Source organism: Microbacterium sp. T3-8 (genome assembly GCF_055398145.1).
Genome location: NZ_AP027918.1, coordinates 662,044 through 680,156 on the forward strand (window position 1 = coordinate 662,044; position 18,113 = coordinate 680,156).

The following is an 18,113-nucleotide window of genomic DNA, read 5'->3' on the forward strand; positions in this document are numbered from 1 at the left end:
GCAGCGGATGCCCCTGGACGGGCGGATGCCGTCGTCAGCGGCGTACGAGGTTGGCGGATGCCCAGGTGCCGAGGTCGTCGAGGATCGGCAGCAGTCCCTCACCGCCGGGTGTGAGTGCGTAGGAGACGGTGACCGGCGGGCCGGCGTCGACCGTGCGTGCGACGAGACCCGCATCGGCGAGTTCGGCGAGGCGGTCGGAGAGCACGGTGTCGCTGATGCCCGCGACCGCGCGGCGCAGGGAGACGAACGTGGAGGGGCCGCCGCCGAGCGACGACACGATCATGCCGTTCCAGCGCTTTCCGAGCACGCTGAAGGCGAGTGTGACGGCGGCGTCGCACCGGTGCAGATCGTGCTCGATCTCGGCCATGCCCTCATTCTAGCGTGCTACGTTAACCGATGTCGCTAAGAAAAACCGAGCGACTACGAAAACGAGAGGTGTCATCCATGTCCCTGTTCCGCCTCGATGCGAGCATCCTTCCCGCGTCGTCCGCCAGCCGGTCGCTCGCCGACCTCGTCGAAGCCGAGTGGACCGCGTCTCACCCCGACTCCCGCGTCACCCGGCGCGACCTCGCCGCCGACCCCGTGCCCGCGACCGCGTGGGCGGATGCCGTCACCGGCGGCTTCGTCGACGAGGCCCAGCGCACCCCCGGACAGGTCGAGGCCCGCGCCCTCGCGACCTCGTTCGCCGACGAGCTGATCGGCGCCGACGCGCTGCTCTTCGCGGTGCCGCTGTACAACTACGGCGTCTCGCAGCACTTCAAGACCTGGTTCGACGTGGCCTACACCGACCCGCGCATCGACCCGACCGGCACCGCGCTGCGAGGCAAGCCCGCCACCCTCGTCACCGTGCTCGGCGGCAACTACGCGCCCGGCACCCCCAAAGAGGGCTGGGACCACTCGACCGGCTGGCTGCGTCGCGTGCTCGAAGACGTGTGGGGCCTCGACCTGCGCGTCGTGGAGCGTCCGTTCACGCTCGTCGGTGTGAATCCCGCGCTCGACGCTTTCGCCGACACCGCGCGCGAACTCAAGGAGAACGCCGAGACGGATGCCCGCACCTACGGGCGCGAGATCGCGGCACTGCGCGGCAACGTCGCCTGAACTGAGGTGGGGCGGGGCGGCCGCGCGCTCGTCTGCACGGAGATGTCACGTCTGCACGGAGCATCCGGTGGTTTCGTCGTGCACGTGTGATCGATCCGTGCAGATGAGACGGCGGGAGGCGCGGTACCTGGCGCCCTGAGCTCGTCGAAGGGCCCGCCGTGTTGTGCACGTGCAGGGAGGATGCACACGTGCAGGGAGGACCGGGGGGATTCTCCCTGCACGGGTGCATCGCACCTGCAGGTGCGTGTTCAGCAGCCGGGGGCGGTGGGTTGTTCGGTGCAGGTGTGGGCGACGAGGGCGGTGTGGGCTTCGTAGATCCGGATCTGCTGGGTGGGTCCGGGGATGGTGAGGGTGCCGGTGAGGGGGATCCACCCGGTGCCGAGGTCGATCTCGGCGGTGTAGTGGATGGTGACGGTGGTGTCGTAGGTGCCGCGGTCGGTGTAGGTGTGGCTCGTGGCGGTGGGGGTGAACTGGGGCTGGCCGAGGGCGTCCCAGGTGGCGCCGGGAGTGGTGGTGTGGGCGGTGGTGCCGTCGCCGTAGGTGAAGTCGTAGCCGACCGGGGTGAAGCGGGCGGTGAGGGGTGCGCCGAAGAGGGTGCCGGTGCGGGTGTGCACGGATGCGGTCGTGACGAAGTTCGTGGGGAGTCCGGCGATGCCGACGTTGGAGGGATCGGCGGTCGGGGTCGCGGTCGCCGGGGTGAGGGTGACGAGGTCGGTGATTGAGATCGTCGGGGCGGCGGGGGCGGATGCCGGGGCCTCAGGCGTCAGACCGGGTTCTGCGCCGCGCACGCATCGGAGGTCGGAGACACCGCGACAGTCGTCCGTGTCGTAGTTCTGCTGCGGGCGCGAGTAGCGGGGCGCGGACGTTCCCGGGTTCGAGTAGCCGGAGTTCGAGCCCGGATTCGACGACGAGCCGGGGTACTGCGGGCTCGGCTGGGTTCCGGTGACCGTCACGGACGTGCCGTCCGTCGAGCCGCAGAGGCCCACGGTCTTGATCGCTGGCGCGCAATCCTGCGTCGCTGCGACCGCAGGAGCAGGGTGGAGAGAAAGCATGAATACAAGCGCGAGCACGGCACCGAGCCGTTTCATCTTCATCAGCACTCTTCCGCCGACGCAGCGGACTCGGTCGTGATCTTGAGCTGATCGCCGACCCGCACGAAGGTAACGAGCTGAGCGACGACTTCTTCACGATCCTGCGGAGTCACGTCCGCGTTGTTCGCGTCACGCACATGGAGGCCGCTCCCGTCCAGGCAAATGCGTGCGCTGATGGTGGGCTCGCTGTCAAGACCCGAAGCGTCGACTCCTGTGAATGACGTGAGGCTATTAACTCCCACGAGACGCAGCCCCTCCTCCTGCAGGAACCGAATCCCGTCGATATCAGCCTCCAGCGCCTCTCCAATGAGGAAGTCCTGCGGATCCGGATCCGACCCTCCCGCAATCCGCGCGTTCCCGGCCTCGTTGTACGCCCGGTACACCTCCTCCGCCGCGGCGAACGCCTCCTCTTCGCTGGCGAACGCCGGCGTCGGAGTGGGCGTGGGTTCCGGGGCGGGTGCGCAGCCGCTGAGGGCGGCGGCGACGACGGCGAGTGCGAGGGTGGCAGCGGGGTATCGAGTCGACATCACCGCCACAAAGTAGCCCGAATCTGAGCGCACCCGCGGGAGTTATCCACAGGCCGCCGTCGCGCATCGCGGGGTGGGACCCTTCGACGGGCTCAGGGACCCAGTTCTGGTGGGGTGGGCCCTTCGTCTCGCTGCGCTCGCTCAGGGACCGAGTGGGGGTGGGACCCTTCGACGGGCTCAGGGACCCAATTCCGGTGGGCGGGCCCTTCGTCACGCTGCGGTCGCTCAGGAACCCGACCGGCGGCATCCGTTTGCAGGGAACGACGACGGATGCAGGTCCCTGCAGATGTCGGGCCCGCTCGCTCAGGGACCGGCGGGCCGGGGCAGCCACACCGTCACGATGAGGCCGCCGTCGGGGCGCGGGGTGAGCACGAGACTCCCGTCGTGGGCCTGGGCGATCCGCTCGGCGATCGCGAGGCCGAGACCGACTCCGACGTGGTCGTCGCCGCGGGCGCGCTCGGCACCCCGCTGGAACGGTTCGACGAGCACCTCCGCGCGATCGGCCGAAACGATCGCCCCGGTGTTCTCGACCACGACCGCGAGCCCCTCGGGGAGGTCGTGGGTGCGCACGGCGACGCGTCCGTCGAAGTCGAGGTTGTGCATGATCGCGTTGTGCACGAGTTCGTCACCAGTTGTTGCAGCAGCGCCGCCGACCCCGAGACGACCGCGGGAACCCCACCGACCTCGACCGTGACCCCGCGGCGGTCGGCCAACGGCAGCAGGGCCTCGACCGCCTCTTCCGACACGAGCGACAGATCGAGGGGCTCATGCGTGAACGACCGCCGGTCGGCACGACTCAGCAGCAGCAGCGCCTCGGTCAGTTCGATCGCCCGGACGTTGACCTCGTCCAGCCGCGAGATCAGGGCGTCGACGTCGCGATCGGGATCGGTGCGGGCGACTTCGAGCAGTGTCTGCGAGATCGCCAGAGGGGTGCGCAGTTCGTGCGAGGCGTTCGCGGCGAATCGGCGCTCCTCCTCGACATGGGCCTCGATCCGTTCGAGCATCGCGTCGAACACGTCGGCCAGGTCGCGGAACTCATCGGCCGGACCCTCCAACCGCACCCGATGCGACAGCGACCCCTGGGCGGCGAGCTGAGCGGCGGCGCCGATGCGCGACAGTGGCGCGAGCATCCGTCCGGCCAGCAACCATCCGCCGGCGAGCCCGACGGCGATCAATCCGATCATCGCCCAGGTCGCGAACGGGGTGAACGCGCGGATCAGGTCGGAGCGATTCGGCACGAAGAATCCCGCATCGATGTTCTGATCCGGCACGTACCGCAGTAGCCACAACCACACGACCGCCAGCAGCACGAAACCCGCCAGCGCGACGACACCGGCGTAGCTGATGGCGAGTCGCAGACGTGCGCTCATCCCGCGATGTCTAAGCATCGGCATCCGCCCTGGCATCCGCCCCGGCATCCGCCGCCGCACCCCCAGCATCCGACACCGCACCCCCGGCATCCGTCGCGATCCGATACCCGACGCCCGGCACCGTCACGATCACCCAGGGTTCCCCGAGCCGCTTGCGCAGCGATGACACGGTGATGCGCACGGCGTTGGTGAAGGGGTCGGCGTTCTCGTCCCAGGCGCGCTCCAGCAACTCCTCGGCGCTCACGACCCCGCCCGCCGCGTCGACGAGCACCTCGAGCACCGCGAACTGCTTGCGGGTGAGGGCGACGTACCGCTCGTCGCGGAAGACCTCGCGGCGGAACGGGTCGAGCCGCAGCCCCGCGACCTCGAGCACCGGCGGCCGGGCGCGCTCGCGGCGCCGCCCCAGCGCACGCAGGCGCAGCACGAGTTCGCGCAGTTCGAAGGGCTTGGTGAGGTAGTCGTCGGCGCCGAGCTCGAACCCCGAGGCCTTGTCGTCGAGGCGGTCGGCGGCGGTGAGCATGATGATCGGGATGCCGCTGCCCGACGCGACGATCGCGCGGGCGATGTCGTCGCCCGACGGGCCGGGGATGTCGCGGTCGAGCACCGCGATGTCGTAGGAGTTGATGTCGAGCAGCTCCAACGCGACGTGCCCGTCGCCCGCGATGTCGGCGGCGATCGCCTCGAGCCGCAGCCCGTCGCGGACGGCCTCGGCGAGGTAGGGCTCGTCCTCGACGATCAGCACACGCATGGCTGCGATCCTACGCACCCGCGCATATCGGGAGCATATGCAGAACCGCATACGCCCCGGCAACAGCCCGGCGACTGCACTGGGGGTATGAACAGCACCACCTCCACCACCCGCCGTGCGCGGCGGATCGTCTGGTCGGCGATCGCACTGATCGTCGCCGTCATCGCCGCCTTCGCCGTGCAGCAGTCGCTCGCCGCAGCGGATGCCGTGCTCTCGCACAGCTTCACCGCCGGCCCCGGACCCGACGCCTCCACCGACGACAGCGCCGCCGAGACCTCGGCGGGTGCCGCCTCGATCCCACCGGGAGGATCGGTGCTCGCCCCGAGCGACGCCGACGGTGTGATCCGTGACGGCGACCAGCCGACGGTCTTCGACACCGACCGCGTGGCCGTCGGCAACCTCGACCCGGCGCTGCTCGACGCGCTGCAGCGCGCGGCATCCGACGCCGACGTCCCCTTCCTCGTCAACAGCGGCTGGCGCTCGGCGGCCCTGCAGCAGCACATGCTCGACCAGGCCGTGATCAGCTACGGATCGGCCGAGGAGGCGGCGCGGTGGGTCGCGACGCCCGAGACCTCGCTGCACGTGTCGGGCGAGGCTGTCGACCTCGGCGGTCTTCCGACCCTCGACTGGCTCGCCCAGCACGGCGCCGGTTATGGGCTCTGCCAGATCTACGCGAACGAGTCGTGGCACTACGAACTCCGGCCGGATGCCGTGACTGAGGGCTGCCCCGAGATGTACGCCGACCCGACCGAAGACCCGCGGATGCAGCGATGAGCGCCGTCATCGAGGGGGTCGCGCTCTCGCTGCTGCACGCACCGACGCTCACCACCCTGCCGACGGCCGTCGCCGCGAACATCGCGCGGGTGCGCGCCTCGACGCGCGCCGCCGTCATGGCGGTCGTCAAGGCCGACGGCTACGGCCTCGGGGCCGTGCCGGTCGCGCGCGCCGCGGTCACGGCCGGGGCGACCTGGCTGGGAGTGACGGATGCCGCCGACGCCGTCGAGCTGCGTGAGGCCGGGCTCACGCAGCCGATCCTCGCGTGGCTGAATCCCTCGGGCGTCGATGCGCGGCTCGCGCACGAACATCGCGTCGACATCGCGGTGGGATCGGTCGAGGAGCTGCGACAGCTGGCCGCGGATGCCGCCGCTCCCGTGCGTGTGCACCTGCACCTCGACGCCGGGATGGCTCGCGGCGGATGCCCGGTCGAGGACTGGGCCGAACTGCTGCGGGTCGCACGGTCGGCGCGCGGACGGATCGAGGTCGTAGGTGTGATGGGCCACCTGCCGCGGGCCGACGCCGGCGACCCGTGCGCGAACGCGGCGGCGGTGCGGCGGTTGCGTCAGGGGAGGGATGCCGTGCTGCGCGCCGGCTTCGGGCCGCTGACCGTGCACCTCGCCGCGACCGCCGGGGCGCTCACCGACCCCGCCACCCACTTCGACCTCGTGCGGATCGGAGCCGGCCTCGTGGGGATCGATCCCTCCGAGACCACAGCGCTCGCCGGGGCCGCACGGTGGACGGCATCCGTCGTGCACAGCGCGCACGTGCCGGCCGGAACCGCGGTCGGCTACGGCGGAGACCACGTCGCGGAGCGCGCGACGCACCTGAGCGTGATCGGCGTCGGATACGCCGACGGGGTGCCCCGCGAGCTGTCGCCGGCGGCGGGTGTCGCGATCGACGGTGCGCGGCATCCGATCGTCGGACGGGTGTCGATGGATCAGATCGTCGTCGACACGGGAGATACCGCGGTTCCGCGCGGTGCGGAGGCGGTGCTGCTCGGGCCGGAGGGCGGTGCGGTGCCGTCGCTGCAGGACTGGGCGCGCTGGGCCGGAACGATCCCGCACACCATCCTCACGGGCATCGGCCCCCGCGTGCAGAGGAGCATCGCATGACCGTGCACGTGCTGGTGGTCGGGGGAGGGCAGAACGCCGAGCACAACGTGTCGCTCGCCTCGGCGGCCGCGGTCGCGGCGGCCCTGCGGATGGGGGACCACATGGTGACCTGCGTCACGATCGACCGGGAGGGGATCTGGCGGGCCGACGGCATCCGGGCGGGAGCGTCGGCGGCGGAGTCGCTGGCTCTCGCGATGCCGCTGATCGCGCAGGCCGACGTCGTGTTCCCTGCGGTGCACGGAGCGCCGGGCGAGGACGGCGCACTCGCGGCGCTCTGCGCGCTCGCCGGAGTACGCGTGGTCGGCTCGGGGGTAGGCGCCGGCGCGCTCGGGATGGACAAGTGGGTGACGAAGCTGGTGGCGGATGCCGTCGGCATCCGGACGGCGCGGGGACGCGTGATCTCGGCCGAGGACATCGGTGACGTGGAGTTCGAGGGTGCCGTCGTCGTCAAGCCGGTCTCGGCCGGATCGAGTCACGGGGTCGCGCTCGTGCGCGAGGAGGCCGAACTGCTTCCCGCGCTGCGCGCGGCGGCGCGACTCGACCGGCGCATCCTCGTGGAGGAGGTCGTCCGCGGACGCGAGATCGACGTCGCCGTGCTGTGCGAGGCGGGCGGCATCCGTTGGGCGGCACCGCCGCTCGAGATCCATGCCGAGGGGCTGTTCGACACGGCGACGAAGTACGACGGAACCGCGCGCTTCACGGTGCCGGCGCAGCTCGCGTCCGACGAGTCGGCGGGCCTCAAGCGAGCCGCGCTGGCGATGTTCGACGCCCTCGGATGCGGGGGCCTGGCCCGCATGGACTTCTTCCTCACCGACGACGGGCCGGTGCTCAACGAGGTCAACACCATGCCCGGGCTCACCGCCGCCTCGCAGGCGCCGCGCATGTTCGCCGCCGCCGGGGTGGCGTATCCCGACCTGGTGGCGCGGCTCGTGAAGGGGGCTCGGGTGCCACGCTGACTCGCTCCCCGTGACCGACTAGAGCCGGTCGACCGCCGTGACCGTCACGACCGCTTCCCCGGCCTCATCGGATGCCGCGAGGTCGACCGTCGCCGAGATGCCCCAGTCGTGGTCGCCGGCCGGATCATCGAAGATCTGGCGCGCCGTCCACGTCGTCTCGCCGGGGGTCAGGATGAGCAGCGCGGAACTGCGGGCATCCGCCCCGGTGAGGATCTGGTCGTGCTCGGCGAAGTAGCCGTCGAGGGCGTCGTTCCAGGCATCCGCTCCGAAGGCGGGATCGAGTTCGGCGAGGGCGTCGACGTCTTCACGCGCGGCGAGCTGCACCCGGCGGAACAGCTCGTTGCGCACGAGGGTGCGGAACGCGCGCACGTTGCTCGTGAGGCGCTTCGGTGCGGGCGGCACGATCTCGTCGGGGGAATCGACGCGTCCGTTGTCGATGCCGGCGCGCAGCTCTTCCCACTCGTCGAGCAGGCTCGAGTCGACCTGGCGCACGAGTTCGCCCAGCCACTCGATCAGGTCGCGGAGGTCTTCGGTCTTGAGCTCTTCGGGGATGGTCTGGGATGCCGCGCGATAGGCATCCGACAGGTAGCGCAGCACCACGCCCTCCGAGCGGGCGATCTTGTAGAAGGCGACATATTCCCCGAACGACATGGCGCGCTCGTACATGTCGCGCACGACCGACTTGGGGTGCAGTTCGAAGTCGCGGATCCACGGCTGCGCGGCGCTGAAGGTCTCGAACGCGGCGGTCAGCAGCTCGTCGAGCGGCTTCGGGTAGGCGACCTGCTCGAGCAGCTCCATGCGCTCGTCGTACTCGACGCCCTCGGACTTCATCGCCGCGACCGCCTCGCCGCGAGCCTGGAACTCCTGCTGGCTCAGCACGGCGCGCGGATCGTCGAGCGTGGACTCGACGATCGAGATCATGTCGAGGGCGTAGCTGGGGGACTCGTCGCCCAAGAGCTCGAACGCCGCGAGGGCGAACGGAGACAGCGGCTGGTTGAGGGCGAAGTTCGGCTGCAGATCGACCGTGAGCCGGATCTCCCCGGCATCCGTCTGCTCCACCACTCCCGATTCGAGCAGGGTGCGGTAGATGCCGATCGCCCGCAGGGCGAGTTCGCGCTGGCGGGCGCGCGGCTCGTGATTGTCGTATACCAGCGCGCGCATATTGCCGAACACGTCGCCCCCGCGGCCGATGACGTTCAGCATCATCGCGCTGGTGATCTGCATGTGCGAGGTGAGCGTCTCGGGTGTCGCATCGATGAGCTTGCGGAACGAGGGCTCGCCCCACGACACGAAGCCGTCGGGCGCCTTCTTGCGGATGATCTTGCGCTTCTTCTTCGGGTCGTCACCCGCCTTGCGGATGGCGGCGAGGTTCTCGCTCTCGTGCTCCGGCGCCTGCGCGACCACGGTGCCCGCGGTGTCGTAGCCCGCACGACCCGCGCGGCCGGCGATCTGATGGAACTCGCGGGCGTTGAGCTGCCGCATCCTCGTGCCGTCGAACTTGGTCAGCGCGGTGAGCAGCACCGTGCGGATCGGCACGTTGATCCCGACGCCGAGCGTGTCGGTTCCGCAGATCACGCGCAGCAGACCGCGCTGCGCGAGCTGCTCGACGAGACGACGGTACTTGGGCAGCATCCCCGCGTGGTGAACGCCGATCCCCGCCCGCAGGAAGCGCGAGAGCGTCTTGCCGAACGCCGTCGTGAAGCGGAACGCACCGATCAGATCCGCGATCGCGTCGCGCTGCTCGCGGGTGGCGACCTTCGTGCTCGACAGCGCCTGTGCCCGCTCCATCGCCGCGGCTTGCGAGAAGTGCACGATGTACACCGGTGCCTGGTTGGTGTTCAGCAGTTCCTCGATCGTCTCGTGGATCGGGGTCTGCTCGTAGAAGAAGTGCAGGGGCACCGGGCGCTCGACACCCGTCACCGTCGCCGTGTCGCGGCCCGTGCGGCGGGTCAGGTCGGACGCGAGCGCGGTCACGTCACCGAGCGTGGCCGACATCAGGATGAACTGCGCCTGCGGCAGCTCGAGCAGCGGCACCTGCCAGGCCCATCCGCGGTCGGGGTCGCCGTAGAAGTGGAACTCGTCCATCACGACCTGGCCGACCTCGGCATCCGTCCCCTGCCGCAGCGACAGGTTCGCGAGGATCTCGGCGGTGCAGCAGATGATCGGAGCATCCGCGTTCACCGAGGAATCACCCGTGACCATGCCGACGTTCTCGGCGCCGAACACCTCGACCAGTGCGAAGAACTTCTCGCTCACCAGGGCTTTGATCGGTGCGGTGTAGTAACTGCGGCGTCCGTCGAGCAGGGCGGCGAAGTGCGCGCCGATCGCGACGAGCGACTTCCCGGTGCCGGTCGGGGTCGACAGGATCAGGTTGTTGCCCGACACGATCTCGATGATCGCCTCGTCCTGCGCGGGGTAGAGGGTCAGGCCGGTCGACTCGGCCCATTCGACGAACGCCGTGTAGACGGCATCCGCATCGGATCCGTCGGGAAGGGTGGCCGGGTCGAGGAGGGATGCCATGGTGCTTCGATCATCCCATCCGGCGCGGGCGGTCGATGCCTCAGACCGAGGTCGCGGCGCGCAGCGCGATGCGGATCATGTCGCCGAAGGTCTGCTCGCGCTCCTGCGCCGTGGTCTCCTCGCCCGTGACGATGTGGTCGGAGACCGTGCAGATCGCGAGCGCGCGGCGGCCGTGGAAGGCGGCGAGCGTGTAGAGGCCCGCGGCCTCCATCTCGACGCCGAGGATGCCGTGCTTCACGAAGGGCTCCGTGAGTTCGGGACGCGTGCTGTAGAACTGGTCGCTCGAGAACAGCTGACCCACGTGCACGGCCGAATCGAGTTCTTCGCTCTCGCTCGCCTCGACCGCTGCGCGCAGCAGGGCGAAGTCGGCGACGGGGGCGTAGTCGAGTCCGTGGAAGCGCACCCGGTTGATGCCCGAGTCGGTGCTCGCGGCGTTCGCGATGATGATGTCGCGCACCTTGAGCTTCTCGGTCAGCGCACCGCACGAGCCCACGCGCACGATCGTCTGCACGTCGTACGAGTCGAACAGCTCGTTCGCGTAGATCGCCATCGAGGGCTGACCCATGCCCGAACCCTGCACCGAGACGCGGTGACCCTGCCAGGTACCGGTGAAACCGAGCATCCCGCGGGTCTCGGAGTAGAGCTCGGCGTCATCCAGGAAGGTCTCGGCGATCCACTTGGCCCGCAGCGGGTCGCCGGGGAAGAGGACGATGGGGGCGATCTGACCGGGCTCCGCCGCGATGTGGGTGCTCATTCCTCCAGCGTAATCAGAGCGTGCAGGAGCGCGGCATCGGATCAGCCGGCCCGCCGCACCATCTCGCCGATCCAGATCGGGGCGAACGGAGAGGTGCAGCCGGGTGCTGTCGGGTAGTCGGCGAGCACCTGCAGGCGGTCGCCGATCGCGAGGGCGCGCTCGCGCAGATCCGGATGATGGATGCCGATCTGCGCGAGCGTCTCGTTCATCGACCATTGCGGCCGTGCCGGGGCATCCTTCATCTGCGCCTCGATCAGGTCGAGCAGACGGTCGAGGTCGAGGCCGGCGGGGTCCTTGACGACCCGCACCGAGGTGAGCGACCAGGCCGCCGCAGCGACCGTCGGATCGGCGTCGTCGAACCAGCGCAGGCGCATCTCCTCGGCGAGCGGGCTCTTCTTGGCGACGTAGTTCACGAACCAGTCGTTCACCTTCGGCGGATCGGTCTCGCGCAGCATGGCGTCGAGTTCATCGGCGCTGAAGTTCTTCGGGCGGCAGACGAGGAGGGCGAGCAGGCGGGCGGGCGTCTCGCCCGTCGCCCACAGCTCGTGCGCGAGCGGGTGGTCGATCTTGATGGTCTTCGCCAGCGCGCGCAGGCGGCTCAGGTTCATGCCATGGTCGTCGCCGCGCTTCTCGTTGGCCGCGCGCATCTTCGGGTCCTCGAGGGCGGCGAGTTCGGCGAGCGCCCGGTCGAGGGTGACGTCGCTCATGGGACCAGAGTAGGCCGCGAGGCCGACATACCGACGTCCGGATGCCGCCGCCGGATCACTCGTCGTCGACGAGCTCGCCGCGGATACGGCGGAGATCCTCCATGAGCGATCCGATGAGGATCCAGTGCTGGCTCGACGGCGGCCGGATCACGAGCGGCGCGGTGAGGGCCGGGATGGCGGAGGTCAGCGTCTCGGGTTCGGGGGCGACATCGGCGATCTGCACGGCGAGGCGCACGTCGTGCCCGGCTCGTCGAAGTTGCTCGGCGATGGCGATCACCGCGGGTTCCTCGCCGATCGAGTCGTCGTAGTGGTCGGCGTAGGCGCGGGTCATCCCGATCACCTGCGTGACGATCGGCGACAGCCGTTCGAGCAGCGCGCGCATCTCCCGCAGATCCGCGCGGTGCGTGGATCTGCGCGGGTTGAGGGTGAGCGATTCCTCGCCCGCGGCGATCGCGGCATCCGCGGCATCCTTCATCGGGCGCAGCAGGCGGGCCTCGAGCATCAGCTCCTGCATCCGTGCCGGAGGTTGCGGGTTCGGGAGAGCGTCGGCCAGCCGGTCGAGGCTCGCCGCGAGCTCGGCACCGAGCAGGCCGAGGTGGTGACGCGCGGGGGCCACGAGCACGGGCGGCACGATCAGGGCGTTCACGACGATGCCGATCGCGACGCCGATGAGCGTCTCGATGATGCGGGCGAACGCGTACTCGGGGCTCGACGAGCCGAGGGCGAGCACGAGCATGGCCGAGATCGCGACCTGGTTGCCGGTGCCGGGGGAGGCGCGGAAGATCCAGGCCACGAGCATCGCGACGACGATCGCGAGCAGCACGATCCAGCTCGGGGACCCGAGGAGCAGCCCCAGGCCCATCGCGATGACGACGCCCGCGATCACGCCGATGCTGCGCTCGAGGGCCTTCGAGAGCGACTGGTTGACGCTCGGCTGCACGACGAGGAGGGCGGCGATCGCGGCGAACACGGGCAACTGCGAGGGGAAGACCCATCCGGCGATGAGCCAGGCGGCGATGGTCGCCGCTGCGGATTTCACGACCTGCAGCAGCGGGGATCGCTGGCTGGCGCGGATCGCGGCGGGAATGCGCATGTCCCCACGGTAGTCCCGGAGTGCCGCTTCTCGGGGTGTGCGCGGGAACGGGTGGATGCTTCGACCAATTGCTGATATACCGGCGTAACCAGTTAGTGGTTCGATGTACCCATGGACCAGGGACAACGGCTGCGCGGCGAGACCGTCGCGGTCTGGGCCACGGTCGTCTGCTTCGTGCTCGGCACCTCCGCCGGCTTCCTGCTGCTGGGCCCCGAGCCTCGGATGCTCATCGGCTCCGGCTCCCTGGCGCTTCCCGCCGCCTCCGCCGCCGGTGTCATCGCCGGCGGCGCCTTCGTCGTGAGCACTCTCCGGCATCGCCGGAACGAGACCGCGCCGATGCCGCGCTGGCAGCGCATCATCACCGATATTTCGGCGATCGCCCTCACCGTCGCCTTCGCCGGTGTCGCGGGCATGGGCGTGCTCCTCGGCACCCAGGTGCTGGCGATCGGGCTGCAGGGCCTCGAGCTGACGCTCGTCGGCGGCGCCCTCGTCACCGGGTTCGCCGCGGCCGTGGGCGGACGCTTCGCCTTCGCCGCGGGCATCGGGCTGCGCACGGCCGACCTGTCGAGCATCCTGTTCGGCTATCTGGTGATCGGCACCCTCTTCGCGATGGTGACCGCCGCCGACCCCCGGTGGTGGGAGATCAACTTCTCGCAGCTCGGCATGGGCGACGACGCCTGGGCGTTCAACGGCACCCTGGTCGTCGCCGGTGCGCTGGTCGGCACGGTCGGCGCGTACATCGGCCGCGACCTGCACCGCATCCTCGGAGACCCGGCGCTCGGGCGCATCGCGGTCACCTCGGGACTGTGGATCGTCACCGGGTTCGCGCTCGCCGGGGTGGGCCTGCTGCCGCTGCACCGCTTCCCCGAGGCGCACAACATCGTGGCGCCCATCACGCTCCTGTTCTTCGCTGCGTCGATGACCGTGACGGCGATCGTCGTGCCCGGGGCACCGCGCGCACTGAGCATCACCACGATCGGGGTGGGGGCGCTGGTCACGGTCGCGTTCGTGCTGTTCGCGGTCTTCGGTCTCATCACGATGACCGCGCTCGAGGCGATGGCGGTCGGTCTCGGGCTGCTCTGGATGACGACCCTCGTGCGCGTGCTCGCGATCCTCTCGCCCGACGTGCCGCGTCCGTCGGCGCGCGCGCACCTGCTGCACGCCTGACCCGGGCGCCGAGCATCCGCCTTCGAACGGGTGCTGTCAACCCCGTCGTCGCGATCGGCGATGCCGTGCTGAATAGGACTCCGACTTACAAGGAGGAATCACCATGGCGCAGATCATCGAGACCATCGACGTGGACGTCCCCGTCACCACCGCCTACAACCAGTGGACGCAGTTCGAGAGCTTCCCGCAGTTCCTGTCGGAGGTCGAGTCGATCACCCAGATCGACGACACCCACAACCGCTGGAAGGTCAAGGTCGGCGGTGTCGAGCGCGAGTTCGACGCCGAGATCACCGAGCAGCACCCCGACGAGCGCGTCGCGTGGAACAGCATCGGCGGCGACACCGAGCACGCGGGTGTCGTGACGTTCCACAAGCTCTCCGACATCAAGACACGGGTCACCGTTCAGATCGACTGGGAGCCCGAGGGCTTCGTCGAGAAGGTCGGCTCTCTCGTGGGAGCCGGATCGCACGCCGTGAAGAAGGACCTCGAGAACTTCAAGGAGTTCATCGAGACGCGCGGCGCCGAGACCGGCGAGTGGCGGGGCGACGTCGACGCCTGACGTACGCGGGCTCGATCGCCGAGCCACCCCTCTGCAGCCCAGCCACCCCCTTCTGCCCCGTGCAGGAGGGGGTGGCTCGCGCATAAGGGGGTGGGTCGGCCGAAGATAGGGAATCCGTCCGATGTCGTGAGGGGGCCTCAGAGCGTTGTCTAGGGATATCGACAACGAGGAGGCGTCATGTACGAGCAGACCTATTCGCACCAGGTGGTCACCGCATTCGAGCAGCAGCAGCGGGAGCGGGCGATCGAACGGCGCCGGTCGATCCGCGAGCACGCCGAGCAGATCGTGCCGCGCCCGGTGGGCGTGATCGGGCGGATGCTGGGGCGTCGGGCGAGCGCACTTCCTGTCGTGCGTGGTCGGCGTCGGGCGCCCGCCCCGCAGGGCTCGACGACGGATGCCGCGCTCGCACGCAGCCGCGCCACCGGTGTGCCGCGCGAGCCGGTCGCGGCCCGGTGAATCCGGTCGTCGCACTGCGCCGAGACCGGCCCGGCGTCGGCGATCGGGCGAGCCCGGCGGATGTCGGAGGGGAGTGGCACGATGAAGGCATGTCCTCCTTCGCGCCGAGTTCCGCGATGGTCGGGCGCGAAGCCGAGATCGGCCTCGTGCGCCGGCTCTTCGAGGGTGCGGCCGAGGGCGTCCCGGTCGGTGTGCTGGTCGACGGCGAAGCCGGTATCGGCAAGTCGCGGCTGCTGCGCGAGTTCGCGACCGAGGTCTCGACGCGCGCCGACGTGCACGTGGGCTGGTGCCTCGATCTCGGCGCGGCCCGCACCGCCTACGGGCCCCTCACGGCGATCCTGCGCTCGATCGTGGGGCACCTGGGCGCCGAACGCGTGCGCGAGGCCGTCGGCGTCGGTGCCGAGGCCCTCGGCATGCTGCTGCCCGAACTCGTCGACGAGCCCGCCGACCGGGCGCGCACGAGCCCCGACCGCCTGCGCGACGCGATCGCCACGCTCATCGAGACCGCGGCCGAGGCGGCCCCGCAGGTGCTCGTGATCGAAGACCTGCACTGGGCCGACGAGTCGACGCTCGCGCTCCTCTCCTTCCTGCTGCGCACCCTCGCGCGGGGGCGGGTGCTCCTGCTGCTCAGCTGCCGCAGCGACGACGTGCGCCGGGGCGATGCCGTGAGCCGGTTCATCGTCGAGGCGACGCGGTCCCGCCTGATCGAACGGGTGACTCTGCCGCGGCTCGACGGCGACGCCGTGCGCGCCCTGGCCGAGCAGCTCACCGGCCGCTCGGTCTCCGACGGCGCTCTCGCCCGCATGCAGGAGCGCGCCGAGGGAGTGCCGTTCTTCGTCGAGGAGATCGCCGACTGCACGACGGGTCCGCTGCCCGACGGTCTGCGCGACGTGCTCCTCACCCGCTTCGATCGCCTCGGCGACGACGCGCAGCGGGTGGTGCAGGTCGCCTCGGGAGCCGAGCGCCCCCTCTCGCACCCGCTGCTGTCGACGCTGGCGGGGCTGCCCGAGGATCGGCTCGACGAGGCGATCCGCGAGGCGGCGCGCGGCGGCATCCTGGTGATCGATTCCGACCTCTACCGGTTCCGGCATGCGCTGCTGCGCGAGGCCGTGCACGACGACCTCCTGCCCGGTGAGCGGTCTCGGCTGCACCGCGCCTACGCCGAGGCGCTCGAGGCGCGGCGCGACGGAACCGACGGCGTCGACACCGCCTCGCTCGCACATCACTGGCATCTCGCGCAGGACGAACCGCGCGCGCTCCTCGCCTCGATCGACGCGATGCGCGATGCGAAGGGGCGCTTCGCGTTCGCGGCCGCCGCGCGCTTCGGCGAGCTCGCGCTCGAGATCTGGCCGAGCGTGCCCGACGCCGCGACCGTCGCCGGGCTCTCGCACGTCGACCTGTTGCAGACGCTCGGATCGGTGCTCCGCAACGCCGGTGACGGCGAACGCGCACTCGCCGTGATCAGCGCCGCACTCGACGAGATCGACCCCGAGACCGTCGCGCCGAGGCTCCATGCCCGTCTGCTGCGCGACAAGGCCCAGTACCTCGCCAACCTCGGCCGCCCCGGCGCGATCCCGCTCACCGAGCAGGCACTCGACCTCGCGGCGCGGGTCGGCGACGATGCGCTGCACGCCACCGTTCTCAATCAGCTCGCCAGCCGTTACATGGTCGCCGGGCGACTGCATGATGCGCTCCGCGTCGCCGACGAGGCCGAGCAGATCGCGAGCCGTGCGGGCGACCGCGATCAGATGTCGATCGCGGCGAACGTGCACGGCGTCTCACTCGCACACCTGGGCGACATCACGGGCGGCATCCTGGAGTTCGACCGCGCGCGTGACCTCGCCCGCAGCTCCAACGCCGACCTGCGCTACCGCGTCAACTACTCCGATGCCCTCACCCTGCTCGGTCGCTACGGCGAGGCGGTGCTCATCGCCGAAGAAGGCCTCGCCCTCGCGCGATCACTCGGTGTCGGACGCAGCTCGGGCTCGATCATGATGCAGAACATGTCGGTCGCGCTGTTCGAACGCGGCGAGATCGAGCGGGTCGACGAGATGATGTCGCGCGATCACCGGCAGGGAGCGCTACGGGTCTTCCGCATGTACTCGAGCATGACGCGGGTGCGCGCACTCGCCTGGCGCGGGCGGTCGACCGAGGCCGCCGACATGCTGCGCGAGTGGCGCCCGGCCTTCGTCGAGACCGGGCAGACCGAGCGGCAGATCTGGTACGACCTCATCACGATGACCGTCGCCGTGGCCGAGAGCGCCGGAGACCTGCGCGGTGCGCTCGCCGAGATCGTCGTGATGCTCGACGACGACGGCCCGGTACTTTTGCACCAGAGGCGACTGCTGCTGCAGGCGGCGGCGATCATCGCCGAGCTGCGCGCCGAGGGCGACGACACCGCTGCGGTGTCGGAACGGGTGGCGGATGCCTGGGCGGCGCAGCCCGCTCAGCTGCTCGCCGACTCGTGGTCGCCGATCGTCGAAGCTCTGCTGTCGCCGTCCGACCCCGCGTTGCAGCGAGCGATCGACGTGGCCGAGGGAGACGACGTGCCCGTCGTGTTCCGCGTCATCACTCGTCTCGAGCGAGCGCGACTGCTGCTGCGCACGGGCGATCGAACGGCGGCGGGGATGCTGCTGGCCGAAGCCGCGACGATCGCGCGGACGCTCGGCCACGCCCGCCTCACGACCACGGTCACGACCTTCGCGCACGCGGCCGGGCTCTCGCTCGATCCGGTGCGCGGTGACAGCGCGGTGACGGCATCCGCTCCCGATCCCGACGCGCTCACCGCCCGCGAACGGCAGGTGCTCGACCTCCTGGCCGAGGGGCTGAGCAACCGCCAGATCGGCGAGCAGCTCTTCATCAGCGTCAAGACGGTGAGCGTGCACGTCTCGGCCGTGCTGCGCAAGCTCGGCGTCAGCACCCGCACCGAGGCGGCCATCGCGGCGGGTGCGCGCCTGCCCGCCCAGGTGAACTCCCGACCGGGCGTGATACGGTGACCTTGCTCCTCCTTCCGGGGGATCGTTCATCACCGGCCCGCGAATCTCCACGAGACGTGTGCGGCCCTCTACACGGATCCGACTTCTGCGCCGATCGGTTCGGCACGGATTCCGAAAAACCTTCATCTCACGCCTCCTCGCCGGAGAGCGTCACCCTGTACCCATCGGATGCTCCGGTGCGG

Annotated in this window: 17 protein-coding genes and 1 pseudogene; 8 read left to right on the forward strand and 10 right to left on the reverse strand. The window is 70.3% G+C overall.

Annotated elements, in window-relative coordinates:
• Positions 1–34: 34 nt before the first annotated feature.
• Positions 35–367, reverse strand: coding sequence for a winged helix-turn-helix transcriptional regulator (locus tag ACZ5Y9_RS03180; protein ID WP_464472264.1), 333 nt, complete (start codon positions 365–367; stop codon positions 35–37).
• Positions 368–444: 77 nt separating this feature from the next.
• On the opposite strand from ACZ5Y9_RS03180, the gene ACZ5Y9_RS03185 reads away from it, so the two are divergent.
• Complete coding sequence (locus ACZ5Y9_RS03185) at positions 445–1,098, forward strand: FMN-dependent NADH-azoreductase (protein WP_247623748.1); 654 nt, start codon at positions 445–447, stop codon at positions 1,096–1,098.
• 248 nt (positions 1,099–1,346) lie between these two features.
• Here ACZ5Y9_RS03185 and ACZ5Y9_RS03190 read toward each other — a convergent pair whose 3' ends face one another.
• From ACZ5Y9_RS03190 to ACZ5Y9_RS03210, 5 genes and pseudogenes are all read right to left on the reverse strand, one after another.
• On the reverse strand, positions 1,347–2,192 hold the full coding sequence (locus ACZ5Y9_RS03190) for a hypothetical protein (protein WP_464472265.1): 846 nt from the start codon (positions 2,190–2,192) through the stop codon (positions 1,347–1,349).
• A complete protein-coding gene (locus tag ACZ5Y9_RS03195; protein WP_464472266.1) occupies positions 2,192–2,719 on the reverse strand; it encodes a hypothetical protein in 528 nt (175 codons plus the stop codon). The genes ACZ5Y9_RS03190 and ACZ5Y9_RS03195 overlap by 1 nt, the downstream gene beginning before the upstream one ends.
• 300 nt (positions 2,720–3,019) lie before the next feature.
• A complete protein-coding gene (locus ACZ5Y9_RS03200; RefSeq protein ID WP_464472267.1) occupies positions 3,020–3,319 on the reverse strand; it encodes a sensor histidine kinase in 300 nt (99 codons plus the stop codon).
• Between the two features lie 242 nt (positions 3,320–3,561).
• Positions 3,562–4,176: pseudogene (locus tag ACZ5Y9_RS03205) on the reverse strand (HAMP domain-containing protein); the annotation flags it as partial.
• Positions 4,097–4,834: a response regulator transcription factor gene (locus ACZ5Y9_RS03210; RefSeq protein WP_464472268.1), complete on the reverse strand. Its 738-nt coding sequence runs from the start codon at positions 4,832–4,834 to the stop codon at positions 4,097–4,099. The pseudogene ACZ5Y9_RS03205 and the gene ACZ5Y9_RS03210, both read right to left, overlap by 80 nt.
• An 87-nt stretch (positions 4,835–4,921) precedes the next feature.
• On the opposite strand from ACZ5Y9_RS03210, the gene ACZ5Y9_RS03215 reads away from it, so the two are divergent.
• From ACZ5Y9_RS03215 to ACZ5Y9_RS03225, 3 genes are read left to right on the forward strand one after another with little or no spacing between them, the layout of a single operon-like run.
• Positions 4,922–5,608, forward strand: coding sequence for a M15 family metallopeptidase (locus ACZ5Y9_RS03215; RefSeq protein WP_464472269.1), 687 nt, complete (start codon positions 4,922–4,924; stop codon positions 5,606–5,608).
• Positions 5,605–6,723, forward strand: a complete 1,119-nt coding sequence (gene alr, locus ACZ5Y9_RS03220) for an alanine racemase (RefSeq protein ID WP_464472270.1) — start codon at positions 5,605–5,607, stop codon at positions 6,721–6,723. The genes ACZ5Y9_RS03215 and alr overlap by 4 nt, the downstream gene beginning before the upstream one ends.
• Positions 6,720–7,679: a D-alanine--D-alanine ligase gene (locus tag ACZ5Y9_RS03225; RefSeq protein WP_464472271.1), complete on the forward strand. Its 960-nt coding sequence runs from the start codon at positions 6,720–6,722 to the stop codon at positions 7,677–7,679. The genes alr and ACZ5Y9_RS03225 overlap by 4 nt, the downstream gene beginning before the upstream one ends.
• Before the next feature lie 18 nt (positions 7,680–7,697).
• Here ACZ5Y9_RS03225 and ACZ5Y9_RS03230 read toward each other — a convergent pair whose 3' ends face one another.
• From ACZ5Y9_RS03230 to ACZ5Y9_RS03245, 4 genes are read right to left on the reverse strand one after another with little or no spacing between them, the layout of a single operon-like run.
• On the reverse strand, positions 7,698–10,199 hold the full coding sequence (locus tag ACZ5Y9_RS03230) for a DEAD/DEAH box helicase (protein WP_464472272.1): 2,502 nt from the start codon (positions 10,197–10,199) through the stop codon (positions 7,698–7,700).
• Positions 10,200–10,239: 40 nt separating this feature from the next.
• Positions 10,240–10,953, reverse strand: a complete 714-nt coding sequence (gene deoD / locus ACZ5Y9_RS03235) for a purine-nucleoside phosphorylase (protein ID WP_247957472.1) — start codon at positions 10,951–10,953, stop codon at positions 10,240–10,242.
• 41 nt (positions 10,954–10,994) lie between these two features.
• Positions 10,995–11,660, reverse strand: a complete 666-nt coding sequence (locus ACZ5Y9_RS03240; protein ID WP_464472273.1) for a DNA alkylation repair protein — start codon at positions 11,658–11,660, stop codon at positions 10,995–10,997.
• A 55-nt stretch (positions 11,661–11,715) separates the two neighbouring features.
• Positions 11,716–12,753, reverse strand: coding sequence for an FUSC family protein (locus ACZ5Y9_RS03245; RefSeq protein ID WP_440748114.1), 1,038 nt, complete (start codon positions 12,751–12,753; stop codon positions 11,716–11,718).
• A 111-nt stretch (positions 12,754–12,864) separates the two neighbouring features.
• On the opposite strand from ACZ5Y9_RS03245, the gene ACZ5Y9_RS03250 reads away from it, so the two are divergent.
• From ACZ5Y9_RS03250 to ACZ5Y9_RS03265, 4 genes are all read left to right on the forward strand, one after another.
• Positions 12,865–13,920, forward strand: coding sequence for a DUF998 domain-containing protein (locus ACZ5Y9_RS03250; RefSeq protein WP_247957476.1), 1,056 nt, complete (start codon positions 12,865–12,867; stop codon positions 13,918–13,920).
• A 103-nt stretch (positions 13,921–14,023) separates the two neighbouring features.
• Positions 14,024–14,479 (forward strand): SRPBCC family protein, encoded by a 456-nt coding sequence (locus tag ACZ5Y9_RS03255; protein WP_247957477.1) that lies wholly within the window; start codon positions 14,024–14,026, stop codon positions 14,477–14,479.
• A 177-nt stretch (positions 14,480–14,656) separates the two neighbouring features.
• Positions 14,657–14,935 carry a hypothetical protein gene (locus ACZ5Y9_RS03260; protein WP_464472274.1) on the forward strand — a complete coding sequence of 93 codons (279 nt, stop codon included), beginning with the start codon at positions 14,657–14,659 and terminating at the stop codon, positions 14,933–14,935.
• An 89-nt stretch (positions 14,936–15,024) separates the two neighbouring features.
• Positions 15,025–17,931 carry a helix-turn-helix transcriptional regulator gene (locus ACZ5Y9_RS03265; RefSeq protein ID WP_464472275.1) on the forward strand — a complete coding sequence of 969 codons (2,907 nt, stop codon included), beginning with the start codon at positions 15,025–15,027 and terminating at the stop codon, positions 17,929–17,931.
• Positions 17,932–18,113 lie beyond the last annotated feature (182 nt).